The 25,819-nt window shown below is 55.8% G+C and carries 26 protein-coding genes; 7 read left to right on the top strand and 19 right to left on the bottom strand.

The features are described from left to right. Window positions 1–57: 57 nt before the first annotated feature. From lldD to AC0T7J_RS20035, 4 genes are all read right to left on the bottom strand, one after another. Window positions 58–1,245: an FMN-dependent L-lactate dehydrogenase LldD gene (lldD, locus tag AC0T7J_RS20020; RefSeq protein WP_473796329.1), complete on the bottom strand. Its 1,188-nt coding sequence runs from the start codon at window positions 1,243–1,245 to the stop codon at window positions 58–60. Continuing rightward, the gene (lldR, locus tag AC0T7J_RS20025) at window positions 1,245–2,018 is read right to left on the bottom strand and encodes a transcriptional regulator LldR (protein ID WP_425012946.1); all 774 of its coding nucleotides are present in this window, start codon (window positions 2,016–2,018) and stop codon (window positions 1,245–1,247) included. The genes lldD and lldR overlap by 1 nt, the downstream gene beginning before the upstream one ends. Further along, the gene (gene lldP, locus AC0T7J_RS20030; protein ID WP_473796333.1) at window positions 2,015–3,670 is read right to left on the bottom strand and encodes an L-lactate permease; all 1,656 of its coding nucleotides are present in this window, start codon (window positions 3,668–3,670) and stop codon (window positions 2,015–2,017) included. Before lldP ends, lldR begins: the two co-directional genes overlap by 4 nt. Window positions 3,671–3,876: 206 nt before the next feature. Then, entirely contained in the window at window positions 3,877–5,046 is a 1,170-nt protein-coding gene (locus AC0T7J_RS20035) for a cyanate transporter (protein WP_473796336.1), read from the bottom strand. Between the two features lie 87 nt (window positions 5,047–5,133). Here AC0T7J_RS20035 and AC0T7J_RS20040 point away from each other — a divergent pair, with 87 nt between their 5' ends. From AC0T7J_RS20040 to dbpA, 3 genes are all read left to right on the top strand, one after another. Continuing rightward, window positions 5,134–5,994 (top strand): LysR family transcriptional regulator, encoded by an 861-nt coding sequence (locus AC0T7J_RS20040; RefSeq protein WP_473796339.1) that lies wholly within the window; start codon window positions 5,134–5,136, stop codon window positions 5,992–5,994. 90 nt (window positions 5,995–6,084) lie between these two features. After that, on the top strand, window positions 6,085–7,473 hold the full coding sequence (locus AC0T7J_RS20045; protein WP_473796342.1) for an amidohydrolase: 1,389 nt from the start codon (window positions 6,085–6,087) through the stop codon (window positions 7,471–7,473). Between the two features lie 807 nt (window positions 7,474–8,280). Beyond that, the gene (gene dbpA / locus AC0T7J_RS20050) at window positions 8,281–9,663 is read left to right on the top strand and encodes an ATP-dependent RNA helicase DbpA (RefSeq protein WP_473796344.1); all 1,383 of its coding nucleotides are present in this window, start codon (window positions 8,281–8,283) and stop codon (window positions 9,661–9,663) included. 35 nt (window positions 9,664–9,698) lie between these two features. Here dbpA and AC0T7J_RS20055 read toward each other — a convergent pair whose 3' ends face one another. Then, window positions 9,699–10,091 (bottom strand): YgiW/YdeI family stress tolerance OB fold protein, encoded by a 393-nt coding sequence (locus AC0T7J_RS20055; protein WP_033785405.1) that lies wholly within the window; start codon window positions 10,089–10,091, stop codon window positions 9,699–9,701. Window positions 10,092–10,258: 167 nt separating this feature from the next. Here AC0T7J_RS20055 and AC0T7J_RS20060 point away from each other — a divergent pair, with 167 nt between their 5' ends. From AC0T7J_RS20060 to AC0T7J_RS20070, 3 genes are all read left to right on the top strand, one after another. Then, complete coding sequence (locus tag AC0T7J_RS20060; RefSeq protein ID WP_010255217.1) at window positions 10,259–11,221, top strand: chemotaxis protein; 963 nt, start codon at window positions 10,259–10,261, stop codon at window positions 11,219–11,221. Window positions 11,222–11,301: 80 nt separating this feature from the next. Then, window positions 11,302–11,451, top strand: a complete 150-nt coding sequence (locus AC0T7J_RS20065) for a hypothetical protein (RefSeq protein WP_473796348.1) — start codon at window positions 11,302–11,304, stop codon at window positions 11,449–11,451. A 298-nt stretch (window positions 11,452–11,749) separates the two neighbouring features. Next, complete coding sequence (locus tag AC0T7J_RS20070; RefSeq protein ID WP_473796351.1) at window positions 11,750–13,327, top strand: methyl-accepting chemotaxis protein; 1,578 nt, start codon at window positions 11,750–11,752, stop codon at window positions 13,325–13,327. Window positions 13,328–13,586: 259 nt separating this feature from the next. Here AC0T7J_RS20070 and ymcF read toward each other — a convergent pair whose 3' ends face one another. The 11 genes from ymcF to proB form a co-directional block, all read right to left on the bottom strand. After that, entirely contained in the window at window positions 13,587–13,757 is a 171-nt protein-coding gene (ymcF, locus tag AC0T7J_RS20075) for a cold shock small protein YmcF (RefSeq protein ID WP_109654107.1), read from the bottom strand. A gap of 3 nt (window positions 13,758–13,760) precedes the next feature. Further along, window positions 13,761–13,973 carry a transcription antiterminator/RNA stability regulator CspE gene (gene cspE / locus AC0T7J_RS20080; protein WP_003854408.1) on the bottom strand — a complete coding sequence of 71 codons (213 nt, stop codon included), beginning with the start codon at window positions 13,971–13,973 and terminating at the stop codon, window positions 13,761–13,763. A gap of 381 nt (window positions 13,974–14,354) precedes the next feature. After that, the gene (locus tag AC0T7J_RS20085; protein WP_473796354.1) at window positions 14,355–16,109 is read right to left on the bottom strand and encodes a glycosyl hydrolase family 28-related protein; all 1,755 of its coding nucleotides are present in this window, start codon (window positions 16,107–16,109) and stop codon (window positions 14,355–14,357) included. A gap of 46 nt (window positions 16,110–16,155) precedes the next feature. After that, on the bottom strand, window positions 16,156–16,308 hold the full coding sequence (locus AC0T7J_RS20090; RefSeq protein WP_473796357.1) for a hypothetical protein: 153 nt from the start codon (window positions 16,306–16,308) through the stop codon (window positions 16,156–16,158). 4 nt (window positions 16,309–16,312) lie between these two features. Then, on the bottom strand, window positions 16,313–16,606 hold the full coding sequence (locus tag AC0T7J_RS20095; RefSeq protein WP_473796361.1) for a hypothetical protein: 294 nt from the start codon (window positions 16,604–16,606) through the stop codon (window positions 16,313–16,315). Next, window positions 16,603–16,950: a DUF7940 domain-containing protein gene (locus tag AC0T7J_RS20100; protein WP_473796364.1), complete on the bottom strand. Its 348-nt coding sequence runs from the start codon at window positions 16,948–16,950 to the stop codon at window positions 16,603–16,605. The genes AC0T7J_RS20095 and AC0T7J_RS20100 overlap by 4 nt, the downstream gene beginning before the upstream one ends. Then, a complete protein-coding gene (locus tag AC0T7J_RS20105; RefSeq protein WP_473796367.1) occupies window positions 16,947–17,414 on the bottom strand; it encodes a glycoside hydrolase family protein in 468 nt (155 codons plus the stop codon). Before AC0T7J_RS20105 ends, AC0T7J_RS20100 begins: the two co-directional genes overlap by 4 nt. A 203-nt stretch (window positions 17,415–17,617) precedes the next feature. Continuing rightward, window positions 17,618–17,896 (bottom strand): transcriptional antitermination N peptide, encoded by a 279-nt coding sequence (locus AC0T7J_RS20110; protein WP_473796370.1) that lies wholly within the window; start codon window positions 17,894–17,896, stop codon window positions 17,618–17,620. 422 nt (window positions 17,897–18,318) lie between these two features. Beyond that, window positions 18,319–19,050: a S24 family peptidase gene (locus tag AC0T7J_RS20115; RefSeq protein ID WP_010255201.1), complete on the bottom strand. Its 732-nt coding sequence runs from the start codon at window positions 19,048–19,050 to the stop codon at window positions 18,319–18,321. Between the two features lie 360 nt (window positions 19,051–19,410). Next, entirely contained in the window at window positions 19,411–20,664 is a 1,254-nt protein-coding gene (gene proA, locus AC0T7J_RS20120) for a glutamate-5-semialdehyde dehydrogenase (protein WP_473796373.1), read from the bottom strand. 10 nt (window positions 20,665–20,674) lie between these two features. Continuing rightward, window positions 20,675–21,778: a glutamate 5-kinase gene (gene proB / locus AC0T7J_RS20125; RefSeq protein ID WP_473796376.1), complete on the bottom strand. Its 1,104-nt coding sequence runs from the start codon at window positions 21,776–21,778 to the stop codon at window positions 20,675–20,677. 238 nt (window positions 21,779–22,016) lie between these two features. Here proB and ompC point away from each other — a divergent pair, with 238 nt between their 5' ends. Next, window positions 22,017–23,129 carry a porin OmpC gene (gene ompC / locus AC0T7J_RS20130; RefSeq protein ID WP_346557740.1) on the top strand — a complete coding sequence of 371 codons (1,113 nt, stop codon included), beginning with the start codon at window positions 22,017–22,019 and terminating at the stop codon, window positions 23,127–23,129. 107 nt (window positions 23,130–23,236) lie between these two features. On the opposite strand, the gene crl is transcribed toward ompC, so the two are convergent. The 3 genes from crl to gpt form a co-directional block, all read right to left on the bottom strand. Then, window positions 23,237–23,638 carry a sigma factor-binding protein Crl gene (crl, locus tag AC0T7J_RS20135; protein WP_473796379.1) on the bottom strand — a complete coding sequence of 134 codons (402 nt, stop codon included), beginning with the start codon at window positions 23,636–23,638 and terminating at the stop codon, window positions 23,237–23,239. Window positions 23,639–23,770: 132 nt separating this feature from the next. Then, complete coding sequence (frsA, locus tag AC0T7J_RS20140) at window positions 23,771–25,018, bottom strand: esterase FrsA (RefSeq protein ID WP_473796382.1); 1,248 nt, start codon at window positions 25,016–25,018, stop codon at window positions 23,771–23,773. A gap of 116 nt (window positions 25,019–25,134) precedes the next feature. Next, window positions 25,135–25,593: a xanthine phosphoribosyltransferase gene (gene gpt / locus AC0T7J_RS20145; RefSeq protein ID WP_473796385.1), complete on the bottom strand. Its 459-nt coding sequence runs from the start codon at window positions 25,591–25,593 to the stop codon at window positions 25,135–25,137. Window positions 25,594–25,819 lie beyond the last annotated feature (226 nt).

Genomic DNA, 25,819 nt, shown 5'->3' on the forward strand with positions numbered 1-25,819 from the left:
TCGTTCCTCCTGTTGGTAAAGAAGCTAAGTATAGACAATACATTCATTTTCGCAGGCTTAACTCACCGCGCGGGGACGTGGCGATGCGCTCTGCGGTGCCAGTAACGTCTCAGCCTGCACCAGCGAATCGCGGGTAATTTCACCGATCGACTTCGCGCCGGTCAGGGTCATGGCAACGCGCATCTCTTTTTCAATCAGCGTCAGCAGATTTTCTACGCCGCGCTGACCGTGGGTTGCCAGCGCATAGATAAATGCCCGTCCCAGCAGCACGCTGTCTGCGCCCAGCGCAATCATCCGCACCACATCCAGCCCGTTGCGAATGCCACTGTCCGCCAGAATGGCGATGTCACCTTTTACTGCATCGGCAATGGCCGGTAGCGCACGCGCCGAGGAGAGGACGCCATCCAGCTGGCGCCCGCCGTGATTAGAGACCACGATGCCATCGGCGCCAAAGCGCACCGCATCACGCGCATCTTCCGGATCGAGAATGCCCTTGATTACCATCGGCCCATCCCAGAACTCGCGGATCCACTCCAGATCGCGCCACGAGATAGAGGGATCGAAGTTGTTCGCCAGCCAGCCGATGTAATCTTCCAGCCCGGTAGGCTTGCCCAGATAAGTGGAGATATTTCCCAGATCGTGGGGACGCCCCTGCAGACCCACATCCAGCGCCCACTGTGGATGGGTGACCGCCTGCCAGTAACGACGCAGCGCCGCGTGATTGCCGCTCATCCCGGAGTGCGCATCGCGATAGCGCGCACCCGGCGTGGGCATATCCACGGTAAACACCAGCGTAGAGCAACCAGCGGCTTTGGCCCGCTCCAGCGCATTGCGCATAAAGCCGCGATCACGCAGCACATAGAGCTGGAACCACATGGGACGCTTAATCTGCGGGGCCACCTCTTCAATCGGGCAGACCGAGACCGTCGACAGGGTAAACGGAATGCCTTTCAGGTCTGCCGCGCGCGCCGCCTGCACTTCGCCCCGGCGGGCATACATGCCGCACAGGCCGACCGGTGCCAGCGCAACCGGCATCGACAGGGTTTCATTGAACAATTTGGTTTCAAGACTCAGTTCCGACATGTTTTTCAGAATGCGCTGGCGCAGCGCCACATCCGAGAGATCCTCCACGTTACGACGCAGGGTGTGCTCGGCATAGGCACCGCCATCAAGATAGTGAAACAGGAACGGCGGCAGGATACGTTGCGCGGCCGCGCGATAGTCACTGGCAGCGGAGATAATCATCAGTCAGATTCCTTTGGGTTGCGTGTGTCGTTATCCGGTAAGCGGGTGATGCGCGCCTGACGCGCTTCATCTTCATGCAGGCTTTTCATGGTGGTGTGCACAAATCCCAGATGCTGCATCGCCGCCTGACGCGCAGCTTCGGCATCGCCTGTGAGGATTGCATCGAGCAGCGCCTGATGCTGTTCAGTCAGGCGGGCGAAAATCGCAGGCTGGGTATACATGCGCTGACGGCTCTGCATCACTGACGATTGCAATAGCTCAAAAAAGCCACGCATGGTCTGCAGCAGCACCACGTTGTGCGACGCCTCGGCAATCGCCAGATGGAAGCGTACATCCGCCTGGGCGGCGAGATCGGGATCGTCACTCTCTTTCAGCTTCAGGGTGGCGTCGAAAGCGTACTGCAGCTTCTCTTTGTCGGCGTCGGTGGCGCGCAGTGCAGCGTGCCAGGCGGTGCTGGCCTCGATGGCGTGGCGCGCTTCCAGAATGTCGTAGCGGTAGTCGGGATCGTCACGCAGCAGCTGGCGAATCGGCTCGACAATGCGCTGTTCCGACCAGGGCGCCAGCTGCTGACGGATCCAGGTGCCGCCGCCGCGTCGGCTGATCAGCATGCCGTTGCTGATTAACTGCTGTATCGCTTCACGCAGCGAGGAGCGGGAGACGCCAAGCTCCGCAGAGAGCTGCCGCTCGGCGGGCAGGCGCATGCCCGGCTCAAGCTGATGTTCGGTGATGTACGCCCGCAGGCGCGTCACCAGCGGATCGGCATTACTGCTCATGGGATCATCCAGGGGAAGACGTAGGCCTGAAGCGTGGTTATCACCCCGACCATACAGGTGAAAATCAGGCTGTGTTTAACGGTAAACCGGAACAGGTCGGACTCTTTACCCACCAGCCCGACCGCCGCACAGGCGATGGCGATCGACTGCGGCGAGATCATCTTACCGGTCACGCCACCGGTGGTGTTGGCCGCCACCAGCAGAATATCGGAGACGCCAATCTGCTGCGCGGTCGTGGCCTGTAAGGCGGCAAACAGCGCATTCGATGAGGTGTCTGATCCGGTCAGGAAGACGCCCAGCCAGCCCAGGAACGGAGAGAAGAAAGTAAAAGCATGGCCGGTGTGAGCCAGCGCCAGCGCCAGCGTCGCAGACAGCCCGGAGTAATTCGAGATAAAGGCAAAGGCCAGTACCATCCCGATGGAGTAGATCGGCAGCGCCAGCTCTTTCAGCGTTTCACCAAAAGTCTGCAATGCTGCCTTTGGCTTCATGCGCAGGAAAATCATCGCCATGATCGCTGCAATTAAAATAGCGGTGCCGGTGGCGGAAACCAGATCCAGCTTAAAGATGGCCGGATAAGGGGTTGCAGTGCCGACCACGGGCGGCATCCGCGCCACCAGCTCATTCAGCATCGGCACCGGCATAGCCAGCACCCACTCATAGAGCGCACCGCCTTTGGCGAAAAGCGCTTTAAACGGCGGGATGCTCCAGAGCGTGACGGTGGCGGTGAGAAACAGGAACGGCATCCAGGCACGGATCACCTGTCCCAGCCGATACTTCTGCGGTGGCAGCAACGGATCACCCTGCTTCGCCTCTGCATCGGCAAAGCGGAAGATGCGCACCGGCTTCCAGACCCGCAGGAACAGCGTCAGCGAAATCAGCGAGGCGAGTGACGAGATAATGTCGGGCAACTCCGGCCCCAGGAAGTTGGAACTGAGGAACTGGGCAATGGCAAACGATCCGCCTGCCACCACCACCGCCGGCCAGGTCTCTTTCACCCCGCGCCAGCCATCCATGATCGCCATAATCCAGAACAGCACAATCAGAGTCAGCAACGGCAGCTGGCGTCCGGCCATCTGGCCAATGGCAAAACTGTCGAGCCCGGTCACCTGACCCGCCACGATAATCGGGATGCCCATGGCGCCGAAGGCCACCGGCGCGGTGTTCACAATCAGGCAGAGCCCGGCGGCGTAGAGCGGATTAAAGCCGAGTCCCACCAGCAGCGCGGCGGTAATCGCCACCGGCGCACCAAAGCCTGCGGCACCTTCCAGAAACGCCCCGAACGAGAAGCCGACAATCAGCATCTGCAGACGCTGATCGGGAGTAATCGACAGAATCGAGGCGCGGATAATGTCGAACTGGCCGGTTTTGACCGAGATTTTGTAGACGAACACCGCGGCGACAATAATCCAGGCAATCGGCCACAAGCCATAAAGAAAGCCATACACCACGGCGGCCAGCGCCTGTGCAACCGGCATCTGATAGAGAAACAGCGCCACCAGTAGCGCCAGCACAACGGTGGTGGAGGCCGCCAGGTAGCCTTTCATCTTCAGCTTAATCAGCGCAAAGAAGAAAAAGAGAATCGGGATCAGTGCGATCAGGCTTGAAAGCCAGATATTACCCAGCGGATCGTAGTTTTGTTGCCAGATCTGCATGCCAGTATCTCCAGAGGAAAAAGGTGACGTGGCACGCAGCCGCAGCGCTGGTGCCATCTGCCCCGGATTGGTCAGACCAAACCGTTGTGTCGGGGCTTATGGCAACAGATAGTTAACGCATTGTTAACCTGTGGCAACAGAAGATGCGCGAATTTTTCCGGAGTGTGAACCAGAGAAAAATATTGCCGGGATTGGTCGGACCAAAATCAGCGATTCACCTCAGGAAAGGCGTGCTGATAGCTACGCGGATGGAAACGCAGATTAAGCACGATTAACAGCAGCGTGACCGCTGCCTGCAATAACCAGACGCTGGTAAAGTGACCGGTGAGCGCATGCAACTGCCCGGCGATAAACGGCATGCTGCCTGCGATAATAAAGCCGACGCCCTGCATAAAAGCCACCAGCCGCGCGCCAGCCTGCGGCTGATCCAGATGATCCAGCGCCAGCACCAGCGCCAGCGGAAATGCCCCGCCCAGCCCGAAGCCCGCCATTCCCGCCCAGAGCCACGGGGCCAGTTGTGGCGCAAACAGGAAGCCAAGCATGCCGCTGAACTGCATCACCAGCGTCAGCAGCAGCAGCGGACGGCGATCGCGGCCTCGCGCCAGCAAGGGCAGCAGCAGCGCACCCGTGACCTGACAGCCGATCATCATACCAAGCAGTGAACCGCCCGCCTGCGCGCTCCAGCCGAGTAGATGATAAAAATCGGGCAGCCAGGCGACACAGATGGCATATCCGCCGTTCACCAGACCGAAGCTTAATGCCAGCGTCCAGGCGCGGGTTTTCCGCCACAGTGAAGGCAGAGCGGCGGCCTCCGTCCGGGCAGCGGGTGTCGTGGTGATAAACAGCCAGAGCAGGATGGCCAGCACCACTGGCAGCGCCCAGCTGCTCAGGGCGCCCTGCCAGCCAAGCTGCCCATTCAGCCACGGCGAGATGGCCGCGCCAACCCCGCCGCCACCCATCAGCGCCGCCGCCCACAGTCCGGTCACGCCGGCACTGCGGCTGCCAAATCGCTGCCGGATCAATCCCGGCATCGCCATCTGTACGATGCCAATGCCCGCCCCACCTGGCACAGTACTCAGCACCAGCCAGCCTCCGTCAGCCACAAACAGCCGACTCACCAGCGCCAGCAACAGCAGCAACAGGCCACCCAGCAGCAGTTTACGCACCGCAAAGCGCTGCATCAGCGGAGCGCTGACTAACGCAATGGCACCCATCGTCATCATCGGCACCGCAGGCAGCAGCGATGCCGCCAGTGGCGACAGTCCGATGCTCTGCCGCAACTCGCCGAGTAACGGACTGACCGAGGTCATCAGCGGTCGCATATTGAGCCCGGCCAGCACCAGCGCCGCCAGCAGCAGGTTGTTCTCTCTCTTCATCTGAGATCCATACAGTTAAAAGTTGCCAGCCTGGCAGCAGTCGCTACTATCTGGAAATGAAATATTACTCTGCCAGGTAGTGGAAATATGAATCGTCAGCCGATGTTTACTCCGCAGCAGCTGCTCAGCTTTGTCGCGGTGTGCGAAACCGCCAGCTTCACCCGCGCCGCCGACCGGGTGCACCTGTCGCAGTCCACCGTCAGCCAGCAGGTACGACGGCTGGAGGAGATGGTCGGCAAAGCACTACTTAACCGCTCCTCGCATCAGGTGCAGATCACCGAAGAGGGCGAGAAACTCTTAGGCTACGCACGGCGGATTATCGCCCTGAATGGGGAAGCGCACGATGTGCTGAGTGACCAGTGGCGCGACGGCGTGCTGCGTCTTGGCGTGCCGGAAGATTTCGCCGCGCCTACGGCCGGTCTGCTGGCGCACTTCAGTCGCGACCATCCACACCTTCGGCTGGACGTGATGAGCGGCATGCAGGTGGAGCTGCGTCGCGCCTGGCAGCGTGAAGAGCTCGACATCATGCTGATTAAGCAGCCTTACGGCGAGCGTCCGCTGGCGTCGCGTCCTGAACCCCTGCTGTGGCTCGATAGCGCAGAGTGGCCCTGCTTTGAGCAGACGCCGGTACCGCTGGTGCTGTTTCCCCAGCAGGGGCTCTATCGCGATGAGGTGTGTCAGACGCTCGATGCACTGGGCCGTGGCTGGCGCATTAGTTACAGCAGCGCCAGCCTGGTCGCGCTGGCCGCCGCCAGTGCGCAGGGTCTGGGGCTGACGTTACTGCCCGCCAGCTGTCGCCTGCCGCAACATCGGGTACTGGGCCCGGAACAGGGCCTGCCGGTAATTGATACCTTCGAACTGGCGCTGTTCTGTCGTGATCCGCAGGATCCGCTGCAGCGTGAGCTGGCAGAATCCCTGGCGACCTTCAGCCAGCTGCGCTGGCAGTGAGATATCGAATAGTCGTCAGTGGAAAATAACGCAGCAGGGTGGAGCGTCGTTTGTCAGATTAAGATTTTGTTCACTTTGCAGGAGCCTCTGATGCCTATTTCCTCTTCGCCGAGCCGCCGTGATTTCCTTGGCCAGAGCGTCCGCTGGACCGCCGCAGGCGGCTTGCTGGCGGCTGGTTTCGGCCAGGCCAGTGCCGCCACGCCATCACCTTTGTCCTCCATCAATCCCGACCAGCCCGCCGCCCTGCCCCGGCAGGATCACTATCTGCTGCGCAATGTGCGGCTGGAGGAGGGCTTTATCCGTGAGGATGATGAGATCGTCGCGACCCGAACCGGGCGTTACGACATCAGCGTGCGCGACGGTAAAATTGACCAGCTGACACCTGCGGGTCAGGGTGACAGCACCCTGCCGTCGTGGGATGCACAGGATGCCCTGCTGCTGCCCGCCACCCAGGATATGCATATCCACCTTGATAAAACCTTCTACGGCGGCCCGTGGCAGGCTCCGCGTCCCCGTCAGGGCAAAACCATCATGGACATGATTGCGCGTGAACAGGTGCTGATTCCGCAACTGCTGCCGCACTCTCAGGCGCGCGCCGAAGGGTTGATCGCCCTGCTGCACGCCAAAGGCACCACCCGCGCCCGCAGCCATTGCAATATTGATCCGGTCAGCGGCCTGCAAAGTCTGGAGCATCTGCAGGCGGCATTAGCCCGTCACCCCGCCTTTCCCTGCGAAATTGTGGCCTTTCCACAGCACGGCCTGCTGCACTCGCAGGTCGATGGGCTGATGCGCGAGGCGATGCAGCACGGCGTTGAGTATGTCGGCGGCCTGGACCCCACCAATGTCGATGGTTCCATGGAGAAGTCACTGGATGCGATGTTCCAGATTGCGCTCGACTACCAGCGCGGTGTGGATATACATCTGCATGAAACCTCACCTGCTGGCGTGGCGGCGATTCAGTACATGATTGACACCGTGGCCAGGAATCCGGCGCTGAAAGGCAAAGTGACGCTGAGCCACGGTTTTGCGCTGGCGACCCTGTCCGGCAGTGCACTGGATAAGATGATCGAAGAGCTGGCGGAGCAGCAGTTCAGCGTCGCCTCTACGCTGCCGATCGGCAAGCTGACCATGCCGATTCCGCAGCTACAGGCGGCAGGCATAAAGGTGATGACAGGCACCGACAGCGTTATCGATCACTGGTCACCGTTTGGCACTGGCAGCATGCTGGAAAAAGCGAACCTCTATGCGCAGCTCTATCGGGGATCGGATGAGTTCTCGCTGTCGCGGGCGCTGGCAATCGCCACAGACGATCGGCTGCCGCTGACAGCCCAGGGTGAACGCCAGTGGCCAGCAACGGGCGATGAAGCGAGCATGATGCTGGTCGCGGCGAGCTGTTCCGCCGAAGCCGTGGCGCGGATTTCGCCGGTCGTCGCGACCTTCTTGCGCGGTAAACCGGTGTTTGCGCTGGCCTCAGCCTGAACCAGCAGGACTGCTACCTGTTCCACTGCTGGAAAGCCGGCTCCGGCCCGGTTACAGACGGCCACCTCACGTAAAGCGATGGGAGCCAGTATCTGCCCCACAACGCAAACCCACTCCCCAAAAACAACAGAGCCTCCACAAGGGAGGCTCTGCATTTACCTGAGCGGAGTGCGGGTTACGCGCTTTTGGCCCATTTATTATTCGACATAAGTTCCATTGCCAGCGCGTATAAGCGACGATCTTCCTGATCACAGGGCTCATCTTCCGCATAACACGCAATCATCGAAGCGATCTTATCAGCCGATAAGCTCTCTCCGTGCACATGCAGTGTCAGTACGGCGCGGCCTACTATTTTAAGCACATTTTCATGTGGTCCCTGGATGCGATTACTCAATGCAAATACCCTCTACCGGTCGTTGTACCAGGAATATGGCGCGCTAAATATAAAGCAATTAGCTCAGGATTTTTATCGGCACCAGTGGTGATATTTTTTAATGATTAATTCTATTACTGGAGTAGCAGTTAAGGATTTATCTGATTAACAATGAAATAAATTTTTAAAAACGGTCACTTATAAAATAATCACTGGCCTTAATAGATCGTCATCCTGGAACAATCACATTGAGTCGGGGTTAATCTATAAAAATAAACCACCTTTTCCCCGTCAACTTCAGTCTATTCCTAAGCCCTCTGACAGATATTGTTTCATACTGCTAACCATCGAGGTTCCCGTTGCTGTCAGGCGTGCTTTCTGCCAGACTTGCCCCGCAATAATGCCCTACACTTTCAGCCTCAGAGGCCGCGCCCGTGACCGCTTTTTCTACCCTCAATTCGCTTCCCGACAGCCAGCTCGAAAACCTGCGCGAGATGGGCTATACCAGCATGACGCCCGTACAGGCCGCCACGCTGCCCGCCATTCTGCAGGGACGCGACGTGCGCGCGCAGGCGAAAACCGGCAGCGGTAAAACGGCTGCCTTTGGTATTGGTTTACTGCACCATATCGACAGTACCCGCTTTCAGACTCAGGCATTGATTCTCTGTCCGACCCGTGAACTGGCGGATCAGGTGGGCAATGTGCTGCGCCAGCTGGCGCGCTTCACCCGCAATATCAAAGTTCTCACGCTGTGTGGCGGGCAACCGATGAGCGCACAGCGTGATTCGCTGGTGCATCCACCCCATATTGTGGTCGGCACGCCGGGTCGTATCCTCGACCACATTAACCGCGACAACCTCAAGCTGGACCAGCTCAGCACGCTGGTTCTGGATGAAGCCGATCGGATGCTGGAGATGGGTTTCCTGAATGATATGGAAACGATCATTGAAGCAACGCCCGCCTCGCGCCAGACGCTGCTCTTTTCTGCCACCTGGCCAGACGGCATTACGGCCATCAGCACCCGCTTTCAGCGTGATGCCCTGAGTGTGGTGACTGAAGATGTCAGCGAACTGCCTTCAATCGATCAGCAGTTTTTCGAAGCCAGCCACAATGAAAAACTGGGTCTGCTGATAGCCCTGCTCAGCGATCGTCAGCCCTCATCCTGTGTGGTCTTCTGCAACACCAAACGTGAATGTGATGATGTCGCCGCGGCACTTAACGCGCGTGATATCAGCGCACTGCCCTTGCATGGCGATCTGGAGCAGCGCGATCGCGAACGGGTGCTGATCCGCTTCGCTAACGGCAGTGGTCGCGTGCTGGTCGCCACCGATGTCGCTGCGCGCGGACTCGACATCAAATCGCTGGCGATGGTGGTTAACTATCAGCTTGCATGGGATCCTGAGATTCACCTGCACCGCATTGGTCGTACGGCGCGCGCGGGTGAACAGGGTGTCGCAGTCAGCCTGGTCGCTGCCGATGAGATGGGGCGCGCGCATGCGCTGGAAGATTTTCTGCAGCAGAAGCTGCCGTGGGTCTCTGCCAGCACGCTGAAAAAGGGCAGTAGCAAGCCGCTGCCTGCAGCTATGATGACCTTGTGCATTGATGGTGGACGTAAAGCCAAGATACGACCGGGGGATATTCTGGGCGCACTGACGGGTGAGGCGGGTTATCGCGCCGAGCAGATCGGCAAAATTGTCCTGACCCCGACCCACGCCTACGTGGCGATTGAGGCGAACCAGGCCAAAAATGCGCTGGTGAAACTCAAGCAGGGCAAAATCAAAGGCAAAACCTGCCGGGCGATTCTGCTGAAGGACTAAATAAAACGGGCGAGGGGGTTACCTCGCCCGGTTTGTTACGGCTCTTCGATTTGTGTCACATGCAGCGTGGTTTTGTCCCCTTTGCCCTGTACCTTCCCACTGACGCGTACTTTGTCTTCCGCCGTGTAGGTTTTACCATCAAAGGTCTTCTTCGGCGCGATAATCGGTAAGGTGCCGGTGTTATCGCGGAACTGATACCGCTCGCCCTGCTCTTTCTTCAGGATGTAACCTTCCAGCGTCACATATCCGCCCTGACGGAAATCGCGGATCTGATCAATATGCGTCTGACCGGTATCTTCTGAACCTTTATAGCCGGCATCCTGCTTGTGTTGCGGTGGCGGCGTATCGCCTGCTTTGTATCCGCCCTCTTCGGCCGAAACACCCGCACTCATCATCACCAGCAACGACGCCAGAATCACTTTTTTCATTTCACACTCCTTAATTGGAAAGGTGTCCATGTTGAACCTTCAGAGTTAATCCTGGCACATTAATTGGCGTCCGTTTTATTTCACCCTTCTCTTCTCACCTTTTTCCATTTCCTGCCGATAACCTCTTCACAACCAATTTCACCAGCTGCGTTAATGCAGAGGCAACCATGGATAATTTTCAGAAAGAGATCGATGAGAGAGCGAACCTCGCGTTATCGAACAAGTTTGAGCTGCTGCTGTTTCGCTTAGGTTCCGATCAGCTGAAAGGCAAGTCTGAACTGTTTGGCATTAACGTCTTCAAGCTGCGTGAAATTGTGCCGATGCCCACTATCACCAAAGCCGCGGGCATGCGTTCGCCGCTGCTGGGTATGGCAAGTATTCGTGGTCAGTTCATCCCGGTCATCGACCTGCCGGCCGTGGCGGGGTGTGTGCCGGAAACCGGTCTTAACCTGCTGCTGGTCACCGAGTATGCCCGTAACACCCAGGCGTTTGCCGTGGAGTCAGTCGAAAACATTGTGCGTCTCGACTGGAGCCAGGTGCATACCGCCGAAGCCGGTATCGGCGGCCGCAACATTACCAGCATCGCCTGTCTGGACAGTGACAAGCAGAGCAACGAGCTGGCGATGGTGCTGGACGTTGAGCAGATCCTGTATGACATCATCCCATCGGTGCGCGGCGTCGAACCGGAAGCGGCCAGACCGCGTGCCTTCAACTACCGCCCTGGTGCAGTGGCGATTGTGGCAGAAGATTCCAAAGTCGCGCGTCAGTTGCTTGAGCAGGGCCTGAAGAGTATGGGCATTCCGGCGCTGATGTTTAACACCGGTCTCGATGCCTGGGAAAAAATTAAATTGATGAGCCAGGAAGCGCAGGCTGCCGGCGAATCGATTCACGACAAAATCGCCCTGGTGCTGACCGATCTTGAAATGCCAGAGATGGATGGTTTTACGCTGACCCGCAACATCAAGCGTGACCCGATCCTCAAGGCGCTGCCGGTCGTGATTCACTCCTCACTCTCTGGCAGCGCCAACGAAGATCACGTGCGCAAAGTGGGTGCCGACGGCTATGTAGCGAAGTTTGAGTTGAATGAGCTGTCAGACGTGATTTTCAACGTTCTCGATACTGCCCGCTAAGCGAATGCGGGCCGCGAAGAATGCCCGGCACGCTTTTACTTTTTAGCCAGCGGAATCGCTGACCTGACCAGGAACTGATTATGCACATTGAAACTGTACCCGTTACGCCTGCACCTGCTTCGCCTTCCCGTCAAAAGGTGCTGCGTGGCCGTTTACGCCAGCTGGCCTGGATTAGCGCCGTCACATTAAGCGTCGCGTTCTGGACAGGCCTCTACTTCTTAGTTTTCTGAATCCATTCATCCTTGTCTGGATCGGGCTGTCAGCATCACTGCTGACAGCCCTTTTTTTGTCTGAATTTACTGCGGTCATTACTTAACCCTGCCTGATGCTTTTTACTGATTATTTATTCACTCTGCGTTATTACTTAAAAATTATTAAAGCTACAACATCGTGCTCCGATAACAGTATGCGCGAGATCACCTTTTTGCCTGCGGCGGTGACCACAGACATCAGCAAGGCACTGCGCACAACAGCAGGGAATCTGAATGTTGCTAACAAATTGATTAATAATAAAACGGGGAAGAGAACATGTTCAGTATCAAGAATATGAAGGTTGGAATGCGGCTCGCAGCAGCCTTCGGTATTATTGTGACGTTACTGATAGTGATTGGCGTGACATCCATAACCAGAATTAACAGTATTAACACGGCGATCGCCTCGATCGTTGATGATCGCTATGTGAAAGTACGGCTTGCATTTGATGTGCGCGATGGCGTCAACGATCAGATCAAATATCTGCGCGGCATGGTGATCGACACGTCACGTCCGGAAATGAATGTGAAGCGTTATGGTCAGCTGGATGAAGCCACGCAGCGCACCAACCTCGCGATGAAAAAGATCGAAGATATTCAGGTCACGCCGGTCGGCAAGAAAAAGATCGCCGGTCTGCTGGCCTCTTCCCAGGCTTTTGAGAAAGTTAAAGCAGAGCTGATTACCCTGATTAAAGCGGGCGATTTTGAGGCTGCCAGCACCTATGTCCTGAAATCGATGACCGCCACCCAGAATAAATTCCTTCAGGATGCCGTGAATTTTGCCAACTCTCAGGACGCACAACTGCGCAGTGAAGGTCAGGGTATTGTGGAAAATGGTCAGTCGGCTATCTTCATTACGCTGATTTTCTCGGCACTGGCAATTCTGGCGTCCATTTTGCTGGGCTACTTCCTGACCCGCTCTATTGTGCGTCCGCTGATTGCCGCGGTTGATGTGGCTGAACGCGTTGCCGCAGGCGATCTGAGTTCACAGATGCAGGTGACCTCACGCGATGAAACCGGCGTCCTGATGCAGGCGCTGCAACGGATGAACGATAACCTGCTGTCGATTGTGACGGAAGTACGTACCGGCTCCGACACCATCGCGGTAGCCTCTAATCAGATCTCCAGCGGGAACCTTGATCTTTCGACCCGCACTGAACAACAGGCCAGTTCACTGGAAGAAACCGCCTCTGCCATGGAGCAGATGACATCGACCGTGAAACACAATGCCGACAACGCGCGAGAAGCCAATCACCTGGTTTCCACCACGTCCAGCGTGGCGCGTGAAGGTGGTGTCGTGATGGAGCAGGTCATTGAGAAGATGGAAGCGATCGCCCTCTCCTCACGAAAAATTGTCGATATCATCAGCGTTATCGACTCCATCGCCTTCCAGACCAATATTCTCTCCCTGAACGCAGCGGTTGAAGCGGCTCGCGCGGGTGAGCAGGGTCGTGGCTTTGCGGTCGTGGCGAGTGAAGTGCGTAATCTGGCACAGCGCTCAGCCTCAGCGGCCAAAGAGATTAAGGTACTGATTGAAGATTCCGTCGCTAAAGTTGATGAAGGCAGCAAGCTGGTGACGCACGCCGGTTCGACTATCGGTGAAGTGGTGAACAGCGTGCAGAGCGTGGCAAACATCATGAGCGAAATCACCATTGCCAGCAGCGAGCAGAGCAGCGGCATCAATGAAATCAATCAGGCGATTACCCAGATGGAAGCGGTGACGCAGCAGAACGCCGCGCTGGTACAGGAAGCATCCGCCGCCTCACAAGCGCTGCAGGATCAGGCAGAGCGTATGGCACAGGCGATGAGCGTCTTTAATACCGGCAAGCTCTCTCTGCAACCCGTACTGCGTTAATCCCTCTCAATGGCCTGCTTAGGCGGGCCAGTTTTAGAATGCTGATGATAAGAGCGGATAGGTTACAGGCATTTAAGCGATAAGCGATAAGCGATAAGCGGTCAGCGGTAAAGTTAAACAGGGGAAGTGCAGGTACAGGCAGGTTACGAGGAAAAAGCGTGAGGGTTGAGAAGGAGGAAACGCAGAAACAAAAAAGGCTGCCAGAGGCAGCCTTTTATTACTGTAAATGCAACAACGCTATAAAGCTCACTAGCCTTAATCAGAGAGCGCGAAGCTGGCTCTGAATTGCAATCCTTGCCATGTTCACCTGAACCACGACAGATTTGCAGAAAATGCATTTCGCTCCATGCGGGTTGGCTCTTGTAACATCAAAATGTGATGTACGAAACTGTGAGCCACTACAGTGAGGACATTTAAAAGTAATTTTCAGTCCTTAGAGACCAACAACGTTCGCAGCAGCTGGGCCTTTGGCGCCATTTTCTACTGTGAATTCAACTTGCTGACCTTCATCTAATGAACGGAAATCGGTGCCCTGGATTGCAGAGAAATGTACGAATACATCTTTGCTGCCGTCTGCAGGAGAAATGAAACCGAAGCCTTTCTCTGCGTTAAACCATTTAACGGTACCGCGAATTTTGTTAGACATGCTTAAATCCTTAATATATCGAGCCTTCCGGCATACATAATGGCCTGAGAACAGATTTTAATCAGAACGTAAGAGAAGACTCAAAAAGAAGGGATGTCTCGCGACAAACTTAGAGATGAGAACTGCTTTGGTTACTTACTTTGATAGTGTCTGTTAATCAAACCGACGATTCATTAGGCCACACTTCTCAAGATGACGCAAGCCGTAATTCAAATTAATCGCAATCAGCCCGCCGATGAGAATGAAGGCGAAAGGCAGTGTCAGGGAGACTGTCTGGCTTCGTAGTGCAACTGCGACCTTTCTGGCGACGTAAAAAGAAGCGGAGATAAACTCAGATCAAAAAAGGGCGAGGCCGGAGCCTCGCCCAAAACATGCCGATCATCAATCGTAGTAAGGAACCTTACGGTCCACGCCGTTGATATTGATCAGCACAAAACCGGTCGGAGCGGTCTTATTGGTCGGCGTACCCGCAGCAGTAGCCAGCGTAACCACCCCTTTTTCGTTGGCCCCGATGCCCGCCAGCCCGTTGTGCATACCAAAACGTGCAGCGGGTTTCAGGTTGCTGATTTTGGTGATGTCCGTAACCACCGACATATCCGACTGGAACAGCGAACAGGAACCGGTATCGAAGCGGGTCGGACCGGTGGTCTTCAGGTTGAACATGGTCTCGCCGCTGTTAGCTCTCAGCTTGACCCAGATTACGGCGTAGGTGGTCCCTACCCGGCCATAACGAATGTCCAGCACGGAAGGCTGTCCCATATGGTAAGCATCGGCCCAGACCGTCTCCAGTCGCTGCAGGTTGATCAGGGTCTTACCGGTGCCCACCACATTTACCGGCGAACCGGCGGTGCCGGACGGCGTGGTGGCATCCGCTTTCCCTATCAGCTCCATCACCCATTGCTGGTTAGGCGCCGGGAAATAGAGCTGCCCCAGCCGATACCAGTTATCGGTATCGGTGTTGTTCACCACTTTATAGCCACTGTAATAGCCAGCACGCAGCGAACCGGTCATGAACGTGCCGTAGTTCTCATCCCGACGATAGCCATATTCAAAGGTCGATAACCATTTGTTTCCGGCCACATCATTGGTGATTTTCGCCCCCGCCTGCAGGTTAATATGACGCATGACCACGCGGGCATTGTTGAGATTGAGCGGCGTGGCGCAATCTTCAATGTTGAGCGTTTCAATGTTCCAGCCGCCGTCAGAGAGATCCCCCGGGTTAGTCGTGTGTTCAATCCAGACGTTGCGCATGACCCCCTGTGTGACGCGCGGCATATAGAGCGTGGCATCGCCATAGCCCGACTGGAAGTTGGCATTACACAGTTCAATCGCGGTTGAGTGATCCCAGTTCCCCTTCGGCGTATTTGACCAGCCGATATCAAACACGCGTGAATAGGTACTGGAGCTGTAGATCTGATCGAATTTACTGTCGAGCGTATCCTGCAGCTTAAAGACGGTTCCCCCGGTACTTTGCGCCTTGAAGCAGAAGATATTGACGATCTGGCCTCCGACAATTGTATTTTCGAAGAACGGCTGAACGTTACTGCACTGTTCAGGCGTGACGGTGACTTTAAGAGTAGTGTCGACAGTCCCGGCGTTAGCCTGTCCGTGCCAGCAAATGCCTTTGATGGCGATTTTGCGCGCCATGACCTTAAACACCGGATTAGCGCTTTTGTCAGAAACAATGGTGGTACGGGGTGACGATCCCTGTTCAATGTCATCCCCTATCAGACCAAAAAATGGCAATTCCGTATTGGTGAGATCGATGGGAGAAATCAGGAAGCGGCCTCCGGGAAAACGCACTGGAATCGCTTTAGCATAGGTGTTGTAAGTCTGCGTCCATGCCAGCATCCGCCTGAAGGCATCAGTATCGTCGGTAACGCCATCCCCTTTCGCGCCAAAGTGCAGAATATTCACTTCGGCAGGATCGTTGATAGTGCGCTTCCAGTAGAAACCGTTGCCCACCGCCACTGTACCGCCATCATCCTTCAGCGGTGTGGTGCTGAGGAAACCAACAAAGTCAGCACCACCACGGAAGCTGGAGTCCTTATCGTAATAGCGTTTAAGGCTCGCGACTTCACCTGATTTTGGTGGAACAGTGGTACGCAGCTCAGCAAAAGAGTTAACTTCGATCATAGAATCCTCCTCAGGATCATAGAGATATCGCGCTGAAATCAGCGCACTACTTAGCCGCAGCCGGATGGCCGCAAAGAGAGTCCCACATGTCGTTGTGGGTGTTGATGGCGCGCACCGTACGAACGTCCATTTTTTGCGCGTCATCGCCGTAGGTATAAAGAGGGGAAAAAAGTATGCAGGCAGAGTCGGTGATCGCCATCGGCTCAGGGTTTGTGGTATTTCGACTGCTGCAGCTTGTCGCGAGCAGCAGCGTCATCAAGGCTATGGTTGTCAGTCGCCACACGGTTAGCCTCCTCGCGGTTGTGTTGTTGTTGTTGCGCGACCGCGGTGATGCGGGACGCCTCCTGTTGCGCGTTATCGACGTCAGATCGCGCTTTTTGCTGCACTTTGCCGATTTTCTTGCCGCCGAAATAACTGGCACCCAGCGCCGCGATGACGGCAACCAGCGCGGCAAGCCAGTGCCAGCTGCCGCCCAGTAAGGTGGTTATCAGAGTCATGGCTTCGCTCCTTCAGCCTGCTCCTTCGCAGTGAGCAGGTTTTTCTGACGAACAAATTGTGCAATCACCCCCATCGCCACCATGAAGGCGCCCACCAGCCCGAGATAGTTGTGCGGCAGAATCGCTTTAACGTCTTCGGGCAGTGCGCTCCAGGCATCGACAGCAGCAGAAGGAAATGACTGCGCCCAGGCGCTGAGCATGGAACCCAGCGACGCGAGCCAGACAGACCAGGTTTTGAAAAGCAGACGGGCATGAGAAACAAACTGGAGGGTGGTAAAGCGCTGCAGCAGCAGCAGAATGATGATTGCCGTCAGCACGGCGGTGAGAAACATGAGCCATCTCATAGCAACCCCCTGTAAACCGCATAGGTCCCGCTGCGCATCATCTCCGCGTGACGTCTGGCGCGGCCCGGCGTCTGACGGGCCCAGAGGCTGTTCATCATCGCGTCAGCCGCCTCATTAAACTGTTCAGCGACGATGGCGCTGAGCATGTTTTTGAACTGCAGGACGCCCTCGACGCCCAGCTGATAAGCCATGCTCAGCAGCACGTCGGTGCGGGCGTCATTGCACTTCGCCAGCGCATTACGCAGCAACTCTCTGCCCTGCATCTCCTGAATTTTGTTTTCAAGGATGCACTGCTTCCAGACATCACCGACGCGCCGTGGCACGCGGAAAGCGTAATTACTCAGTGACGCCCCCTTGGGTCCAATGCGGATGCCGCCGGCCACCGTGGGAAAGCCCAGCGTGTCGAGATAGGGCGTGTCGACATACCCCTCTTCAAAATTCAGTACTGCGATTATCTGGCTCATAACGACTCCTCAATGACGGATTAAGGCAACTCAGCCTTGTGAAACGAAATACATAACGCCTGCTGATCATTACCCTGCGCAGGGCAGCAGAATGCCCTGCTGAACCTGCAGCAAAACTGAACAGTAATTCACCAGGTTGCGACCAGTGATATCTGGAGGTTGCGAAGTGTTTGCCGGAGCGGAAAAGGCGTTTTCTTCGCGTTTCAGCTCACGGCGTAGAGGTGAACATGCGGAAGACAGCAATTGTCGAAACTGGGTGTTTCCTGACTGGTGACGCGGGGTGCGGTAATTGCGCGGTCAACGCGCGGGGCGACCTGACGCTGGCAGATTTGCTCTGCACGTCTCAGGGTGGGTGTTTCAGTTGGGAAGTTCAGGGCCTGGTCGATGCTCTGTGTCAGGCTGCTGAGAGGTTGGCGCCGCCGATGGCGACGAGTACGTGCGTTGCCCATAAAAACGCTTTTGCCATAGTGAATTATCGCCATAACTCCTCCTGTGAATGAGTCTTTGGCGATGGGGTGGCAGGCGCGAGCTTTCGGCGAACCGAACGGGCCCGAATGTCGTGTATTACGGTCGCACGCTCGCCGCCCGGCTGCATCAGCAGCCAGGTGGAAAGTAAGCGAGGGGAAATAAACGGCATCTGACGACGCTGCATTTTGCGCATCCACCCCATCCCAAAGTTCACTGACTTTTGGGTGGTATGATTCGCGCTTGTGCAGCGCCTCAATTGTTTAAGAGCGGCTCATCCCTGAAAGAACTGCTTCGTTCATCCATATCCAAATTATTAACAGGTTCTTATGCTTTATCAAACACTGTTGGTTAATTTTTTATTTACCGCTGGTTAAATTTATGAATTTATGCCGATTATTTTTTTGCAGGCCTCCCGAAAAAAACGCCAGAAACGGCCTTAACCGAGGATTTGATAGTGCCGCGCCTGGCTCATGATCACTTTTGCCAGCACCTTCAGGCTGGTGACGTCATCATGATTAAGATACCAGGTTTCATAGCGTTTATTGTCTGATATTACAGCAATTTTCTTGTGCTGTAGCTGCAGGCGCTTGAGATAGAGTTGCTCATCGAGGGTAAAAATATAGATGCCGTCGCCGTCGAACATCCGCACGCTGATATCCACAAACAGCTGATCGCGCGGCGCAAAGGTGTCAGCCATAGAGTCACTGTTGATAGCGATTAACCGGATGTTTTCCGCCGGGCGACCGTTGAACAGCACCCGCGCCTCATCCAGACCATATTCGATCGCCTGTATCGTCTCGACAAACTCATCACGCGCGGGCAGGCCCGCAGCACTTCGCTGACCAATGTCGAGGCTATCAATCCGAAACACATTCTTCTGACCGGTGAGCGCACTTAACGTCACCGGCTCAGCAGGTTGCTCCATACCGTACTGCAGCCACTCTACCCTGACACCCAGCAGCTGGCTGAGTGCCAGTAAGTTGCCCCCATCCGGCACTGACTGCGCGTTAAACCACTTCCACACTCCCGGCGTTGAAATCTTACAGCCTTGCTGCTGCAGGGCCCTGGCAACCTGTTTGTTTCGTCCATGTCCGGCAATGCCGGCACTCTCACAGGCCGCTATCAGCCTGGCGGTGAAAGCTTGTCTTGTACTTTCTTTTTTAACCATTAGTTAATAATCAGCCATAGAAGAGATACTGGATGTTATTTTCATTATTGCTACCAGTTCATTTTATATTACCGCTCGTTTACTACCTAACCGCTTTATCAAGCATTGCTGATAATCATTATCCGCTTCAGCCCGCCTCTGAACAAAAAATATTGCCTCAGGCCGCGTACAGCCCCGGCTTTCAGGAATGTTCCGTAAGAATTTGCGTGAATATCAGACAGCATAATGGCCAGCAGTGACGAGACCGGAATGAAAATTAAGCTGATGCACAGAAAACTCTATCTTTCACTGGCCCGAAAAAACGAGCAAAAAAAAACGGGAGTCTCTGAAAGACTCCCGTTTTGTTAAAAATTATGGCAGTTATGGCCGGAGCGTATCGTCGCCCCAGGCTATCCATTTATAGGTGGTCAGCGCCTCTAATCCCATCGGCCCACGAGCATGCAGTTTCTGGGTACTGACCGCCACTTCAGCGCCAAGACCAAACTGTCCGCCATCGGTAAAGCGGGTGCTGGCGTTGACATAGACCGCTGAGGAGTCGACCTGACGGACAAAACGCGCGGCGTTGCGGGTGTTGCGGGTCAGGATGGCATCAGAGTGCTGGGTGCCGTGCGTACGAATGTGATCGATTGCCTCATCCATATCCGCCACCAATTTGACGTTAAGATCCAGCGACAGCCACTCATCGTTGTACTGCTGCGGATTCACCTGCGTGACCGGTGCCGGGCCTTGCTGCAACTGCGCCAGCACGTTGCTGTCAGCATGCAGCGCGATTGCTTCCTGCGCCATACGCGCGCTGAAGGCGGGCAGGAAACGATCGGCAATCGCCTGATCCACCAGCAGCGTCTCCAGGGAGTTACAGGCGCTGGGACGTTGTTTTTTGGCATTGACGATCAGATCAAGTGCCGGTTCAGTCTCCATCGTCTCATCAATGTAAATGTGACAGACGCCGATGCCGCCGGTGATCACCGGAATAGTAGAATTTTCCCGGCAGAGCTTGTGCAGCCCGGCGCCGCCGCGCGGGATCAGCATATCGACGTAGCGATCCAGCTTTAGCAACTGATTCACCAGCTCGCGATCCGGGTTTTCGATCGCCTGAACGATAGCCGCCGGTAAACCGTGCTGCTGCAGCGCGTTCTGGATCACCCGTACCGTGGCCGCATTGGTGCGCCAGGTTTCTTTACCACCGCGCAAAATAGCGGCGTTGCCGGTTTTCAGGCACAGAGTGGCAACGTCCACCGTGACATTGGGACGCGCCTCATAGATCACGGCCACCACGCCCAGCGGTACGCGACGACGTTCAATGCGCAAGCCGCTGTCGAGCTGACCGCCATCGATTAACTGCCCCACCGGATCGGCCAGCTGGCAGACCTGGCGCACATCGCTGGCGATGCTGCCGAGCCGTTGCGGATTGAGTGTCAGCCGGTCTAACAGCGCGGCACTCATGCCGTTCTGACGCGCATCGGCTAAATCCAGCTCATTGGCCGCCAGAATGTCTGCGCTTTCCGCCTCCAGACGGTCGGCAATGGTCATCAGAACCTGATTTTTCTCTGCAGTCGACAGATCGGCCACGGTGTAAGCTGCGGCGCGGGCCGCTTTTCCCATCTCTTCAAGCATTGTCCGCTCCTTAACTGACGATCATGTCGTCGCGGTGAACCGCCACCGGGCCATATTCATAGCCCAGGATTTCGCTGATCTGCTGGCTGTGATGACCGGCAATCATCCGCATCGCGTCGCTGTTGTAGCGTGAAACACCATGGGCGATATCACGACCCTGCAAACTGCGGATACGGATCACTTCACCGCGCGAGAAATTCCCCTGGATAGCACGGATCCCTTTCGGCAGCAGCGAACTGCCGCGTTCAATAATTGCCGCCAGCGCACCATCATCGACGGTGAGTTCACCGGCCGGAGGCGCACCGAAAATCCAGCGTTTACGATTTTCCAGCGGTGATTGCTGCGCATGAAAGCGCGTACCGACCGGCTTACCGTCAATCACATCGCCGATCACGCCGCTGCGACTGCCCGAGGCGATGATGACATCGATACCGGCGCGGCAGGCGACATCCGCCGCCTGAAGCTTGGTCGACATGCCGCCAGTGCCGAGACCCGATACGCTGTCGCCCGCCAGGGCACGCAACGCATCATCGATCACATGGACATCACTGATCAGCTCAGCCTCAGGATTGTTACGCGGATCGGCGGTGAACAGTCCCTGCTGGTCGGTCAGCAGCAGCAGCTTGTCGGCACCACCGAGCATCGCCGCCAGCGCCGAGAGATTGTCGTTGTCACCTACTTTGATTTCAGCGGTGGCGACGGCATCGTTCTCATTGATCACCGGCACAATGTGGTTATCCAGCAGCGCACGCAGCGTGTCCCGGGCATTCAGGAAGCGCTCGCGATCTTCCATGTCGGCACGGGTCAGCAGCATCTGACCAATATGGATACCGTAGATTGAGAACAACTGTTCCCACAGCTGAATCAGACGGCTCTGCCCCACCGCAGCCAGCAGCTGCTTTGAGGCGATGGTGGGTGGCAGTTCGGGGTAACCCAGATGTTCACGTCCGGCGGCCATTGCGCCAGAGGTCACAATCACAATGCGGTGGCCCGCCGCGTGCTGCTGCGCACACTGACGAACCAGTTCCACCATGTGCGCCCGATTCAGCCGGCGGGAGCCGCCGGTGAGAACGCTGGTACCCAATTTGACCACTAAGGTCTGACTGCCACTCATATTTCCTGCCGTAGTGAAAAATTTTTACGAAAGGACGTTTTAACAGGAGTCGATAAGGAAGCCAACAGCCAGCGGGGGAAAAGCACGAATTTACGCGGACAAGGACGTAGACCAAAAGTTCAGGGTTAACAAGAAATCATGAAAAGTGTCATAAAAACTTCATCGCCGACGGGTAAAAAGTCCGTGTTTTACAAAAACTTTCATTTTTTTACGGCGTTCACATTGGGATTGATAGCAAATGAAGAAAAGCACACTGGCCATGATCCTCTCCACGCTGACGCTGGCATCTGCCGCGCAGGCTGCCGAAATCTATAACAAAGATGGCAACAAACTGGACTTATACGGCAAAGTTAAAGCTGAGCACTACATCAGCGATAATGCCAGCCAGGATGGAGACAAGTCCTATACCCGTATCGGCTTTAAGGGTCAGACACAGATTAACGACCTGATGACCGGTTATGGTCAGTGGGAATATCAGTATAACGTCAATAACTCCGAAGGCAGCGACGCCAATAATGGCAACAAAACTCGCCTTGGGTTTGCCGGTCTGAAATTCTCGCAGTATGGTTCGGTCGATTATGGTCGTAACTACGGCGTGCTGTATGACGTTGAGGCCTGGACCGACGTGTTCCCGGAATTCGGCGGTGACGGTACAGCCCGTTCCGATAACTTTATGACCCAGCGCGCCACCGGTGTGGCGACTTACCGCAACAATAACTTCTTTGGTCTGGTCGATGGGCTGAAGTTTGCGTTGCAGTATCAGGGTAAAAACGACGCCACCAGCGCTAACACCCGCACCGACATTAACCGTCAGAATGGCGACGGCTACGGTGCTTCACTGGGCTATGCCCTGGGTGATTCCGGTGTGAGCCTGATGAGTGCCATCACCTCATCTGACCGTACCAACCAGCAGCAGGCACGCGCCTATGGCGGCGGTGACCGTGCGGATTCCTGGGGCGCAGGCGTGAAGTATGATGCCAACAGCGTCTACCTGGCGGCGATCTATACCGATACCCGGAACATGACACCTATCAGCGGCACCAACCGTAACACCGGTGCTGCCGTCGCGGGCGCAGCCAACAAAGCGCAGAACATCGAACTGGTGGCGCAGTATCAGTTTGATTTCGGCCTGCGTCCGTCTATCGGCTATGTACAGACCAAGGGCAAAGATATCGAAAACGGTATCGGCGATGCGGATTTGGTGAAATATATCGACGTGGGCGCGACCTACTACTTCAACAAAAATATGTCCGCCTTCGTTGATTACAAAATCAACCAGCTGGATGATGACAACGCGCTGTCGATTAACAACGATGACGTGGTCGCGATGGGTGTGACTTACCAGTTCTGATTTCAGGCTAATGCCGCACAGCATAAGCTACAGAATGTGTGAGCATAAAAAAGGGCGCGTTTTTCAACGCGCCCTTTTTTTCGTCTTTATTTCACTGCACTACCCAATCAGGCGCTCAGCTTCACCGGTTTCTCATCGAAATCGCTGGCCGGAATCAGATCCAGCTCGAACTCTTTCAGCATCGCTTTAAGACGGGTATGGAAATTCCGTAAGGTCTCTTCCACGCGCGCCGTATTCTCTTTGCCTTTGATGGTTGCCACCGACCAGTCACCCTCTTTATCGAACAGACCGATATGGTAGACATAGGTAAAGTGGTCAGCCTGCGCTTCCAGCTCCATCCACCAGCCCCAGAACTCACGCAGTTCCGGTGCCGGTTTCACATTAATGCAGGCAGCCAGGCAGTCGAAGAAGAATCGGGTTTCGCCACATTTCCCATCGCGAATATAAGGCCCAAGCTCCGTAAAGCGCTTAAGCAGGCGACTGCGGGGATGACCACTTGGTAACGTCATGCTGAATCTCCATAGATGTTGACCGCTATACAGCCTTGATTTTCCGGACGGCCAGGTGATGTCATGTTTCGCTTAACGGCAGTCCGGAAGAATTCCGCTACTAGTTGTAGCAAATACTGTAAATTTTGCCAGTTACCTTTTTAAACGCTTCTCCAGCCAGTCGCAAATTTCATTCAGTGCCTTATCGAAACTGGCCATCATCGGTTTCACCGGAATCAGCAACGCTTTGCCCTCTGCCGAGGAGTTAGCGATCAGCTTGCTCTCCTCTTCCGGGCTGAAAAGATCATTTTGCCAGTAGCCCGACAACATCGGTGTCGGCGTCCGGCGGCCCAGTAATCCCTGGGTTTTCAGCGAATATCGATTGAGTTCGGTACGCAGCGCACTGTCAGAGGCCGTTGCCATGCCCAGGCGGCTCGCCAGCATATCCATGTACATATCCGGAATCTCATCCTGCAATGCCTTCTGCGTCAGCAGGGCATGTACAATCGGCCCAAGACAGGCGACACCACGCAGTCGCTGCGATTCCAGATAGGCCAGCCGCACGGCCACGTTAGCGCCAAAGCGATAACCAAACGCCGCCACGCGGGTATGGTCGATCCAGGGCACGTTTTTCAGATCGCGCAGCACCTGCTGATGCAGAAAGCTGGTGTCCTGATTCAGCGTCCATTTCACCGAGTTGCCTACCGACGGCACATCAATGGTCAGCATGGCGATGCCACGCGGTGCAAGGTAATCATGGAACAGGCGATAGTGATCGCTCTGTAATGAGTCGAGCGCGCCACAGAACAGCACGGTGGGATAAGGTGCTTCAACGTCAGGCGGCATGTGCAGAAAGCCGTTAACCGGGCTGCCACCTGGAATGGCGAACGTCAGCGGTTTCAGCTCGCCCGGCAGGCGTTGAGTCGCCTCTTCATAAGCGCGGTTCGCCAGCGTCTGTGCCTGGTCGGCCAGCTCATCCCCTTTTATATAGGGATAGGCCGCAACGCTATAGAGATGCGCCGCGTGCAACCAGTAGTCGCCCGCCTCGCTGTCGTTGGTGGCCTCCAGCGCTTTTTGCTGCCAGATACCCGCCTGTTTACACCATTCGAAATGCCAGTTGCCGCCGCGAAAACCGATGACTGTGTCAAGCAGCGTCTCATCGGTATGTTCAACGTTGCTGATCGCGATACGCGACAGCACTTCGCTGATCTCCTGCGGCGTCAGGCCCCGCCATGTCCACATCAGCTTATTCAGCATGCGATACCAGCCACGCTGGCTGTCACCGTCCAGGGCAGAGTGGACATTCTGGGTAGCATGATGCTGGCGGCGAACCAGGGATGAGGTTTCAGGATGTTTAAAACGTGGTTTGAACAACTCCTCACTGAGATTTTTGCTCGACATACTCACTTCTCCTGCAACAGAAACGGCGATGGCTAAGTGTACTGTACGGCAATTCGGGGTGCGAGGCTCAGAAAGCACAACGCCCGGATAACCGGGCGTTGTCTGATGTGTATCAATCAGTTTTTAACAATCGGCGGGATGTAGACCACACCCATATCCCACGGCTGCTCGATCCAGGTATCCTGCGGAATATCGACGATATATTCATCAACCAGTGAGCGACCGGCTGGTTTAGCGAAAATGGTGCAGAAACGCGCTTTCGGATACATCTCGCGAATCGCCTGGGCAGTGCCGCCGGTATCCACCAGGTCATCGATCACGATAAAGCCTTCACCGTCGCCTTCTGCGCGCTTCAGAACTTTCATTTCGCGCTGATGATCGTGGTCATAGCTGGAGATGCAGACGGTATCGACGTAGCGGATACCCAGTTCACGTGCCAGCAGCGAAGCCGGTACCAGACCGCCGCGGCTCACCGCGATAATGCCTTTCCACTGTTCAACAGGAAGCAGGCGCTGGGCCAGTTTACGGGCATGGATCTGAAGCATGTCCCAGGTAACGACGTATTTTTCGCTCATAGAATAGAAATCCCAGCCAACCGAGGTGGCGTAAAAATGTGCAACGGGGAAAAGGTTGCGCGAGATTATAAGGAGTTGACGCACTAAAAACCAGCACCCACGCGCTGGTTGCGGCTTTTTAGCGCGTCTGAGAGCGCACACGGTAGAAAACAGTGATATTCTCGGGCCTGGCTCGTCAGATTCTCTGACGGCGATTTTTCACTGGAAACTCGCGATGTCCGGCCTC

Source organism: Pantoea sp. E956-1, assembly GCF_982223955.1.

Bases quoted from the DNA above. Each gene is read 5' to 3' on its own strand.
- lldD (WP_473796329.1), bottom strand. From the start codon at position 1,245: ATGATTATCTCCGCTGCCAGTGACTATCGCGCGGCCGCGCAACGTATC.
- lldR (WP_425012946.1), bottom strand. From the start codon at position 2,018: ATGAGCAGTAATGCCGATCCGCTGGTGACGCGCCTGCGGGCGTACATC.
- lldP (WP_473796333.1), bottom strand. From the start codon at position 3,670: ATGCAGATCTGGCAACAAAACTACGATCCGCTGGGTAATATCTGGCTT.
- AC0T7J_RS20035 (WP_473796336.1), bottom strand. From the start codon at position 5,046: ATGAAGAGAGAGAACAACCTGCTGCTGGCGGCGCTGGTGCTGGCCGGG.
- AC0T7J_RS20040 (WP_473796339.1), top strand. From the start codon at position 5,134: ATGAATCGTCAGCCGATGTTTACTCCGCAGCAGCTGCTCAGCTTTGTC.
- AC0T7J_RS20045 (WP_473796342.1), top strand. From the start codon at position 6,085: ATGCCTATTTCCTCTTCGCCGAGCCGCCGTGATTTCCTTGGCCAGAGC.
- AC0T7J_RS20055 (WP_033785405.1), bottom strand. From the start codon at position 10,091: ATGAAAAAAGTGATTCTGGCGTCGTTGCTGGTGATGATGAGTGCGGGT.
- AC0T7J_RS20060 (WP_010255217.1), top strand. From the start codon at position 10,259: ATGGATAATTTTCAGAAAGAGATCGATGAGAGAGCGAACCTCGCGTTA.
- AC0T7J_RS20065 (WP_473796348.1), top strand. From the start codon at position 11,302: ATGCACATTGAAACTGTACCCGTTACGCCTGCACCTGCTTCGCCTTCC.
- AC0T7J_RS20070 (WP_473796351.1), top strand. From the start codon at position 11,750: ATGTTCAGTATCAAGAATATGAAGGTTGGAATGCGGCTCGCAGCAGCC.
- cspE (WP_003854408.1), bottom strand. From the start codon at position 13,973: ATGTCTAACAAAATTCGCGGTACCGTTAAATGGTTTAACGCAGAGAAA.
- AC0T7J_RS20085 (WP_473796354.1), bottom strand. From the start codon at position 16,109: ATGATCGAAGTTAACTCTTTTGCTGAGCTGCGTACCACTGTTCCACCA.
- AC0T7J_RS20090 (WP_473796357.1), bottom strand. From the start codon at position 16,308: ATGGCGATCACCGACTCTGCCTGCATACTTTTTTCCCCTCTTTATACC.
- AC0T7J_RS20095 (WP_473796361.1), bottom strand. From the start codon at position 16,606: ATGACTCTGATAACCACCTTACTGGGCGGCAGCTGGCACTGGCTTGCC.
- AC0T7J_RS20100 (WP_473796364.1), bottom strand. From the start codon at position 16,950: ATGAGATGGCTCATGTTTCTCACCGCCGTGCTGACGGCAATCATCATT.
- AC0T7J_RS20105 (WP_473796367.1), bottom strand. From the start codon at position 17,414: ATGAGCCAGATAATCGCAGTACTGAATTTTGAAGAGGGGTATGTCGAC.
- AC0T7J_RS20110 (WP_473796370.1), bottom strand. From the start codon at position 17,896: ATGGCGATAATTCACTATGGCAAAAGCGTTTTTATGGGCAACGCACGT.
- AC0T7J_RS20115 (WP_010255201.1), bottom strand. From the start codon at position 19,050: ATGGTTAAAAAAGAAAGTACAAGACAAGCTTTCACCGCCAGGCTGATA.
- proA (WP_473796373.1), bottom strand. From the start codon at position 20,664: ATGCTTGAAGAGATGGGAAAAGCGGCCCGCGCCGCAGCTTACACCGTG.
- proB (WP_473796376.1), bottom strand. From the start codon at position 21,778: ATGAGTGGCAGTCAGACCTTAGTGGTCAAATTGGGTACCAGCGTTCTC.
- ompC (WP_346557740.1), top strand. From the start codon at position 22,017: ATGAAGAAAAGCACACTGGCCATGATCCTCTCCACGCTGACGCTGGCA.
- crl (WP_473796379.1), bottom strand. From the start codon at position 23,638: ATGACGTTACCAAGTGGTCATCCCCGCAGTCGCCTGCTTAAGCGCTTT.
- frsA (WP_473796382.1), bottom strand. From the start codon at position 25,018: ATGTCGAGCAAAAATCTCAGTGAGGAGTTGTTCAAACCACGTTTTAAA.
- gpt (WP_473796385.1), bottom strand. From the start codon at position 25,593: ATGAGCGAAAAATACGTCGTTACCTGGGACATGCTTCAGATCCATGCC.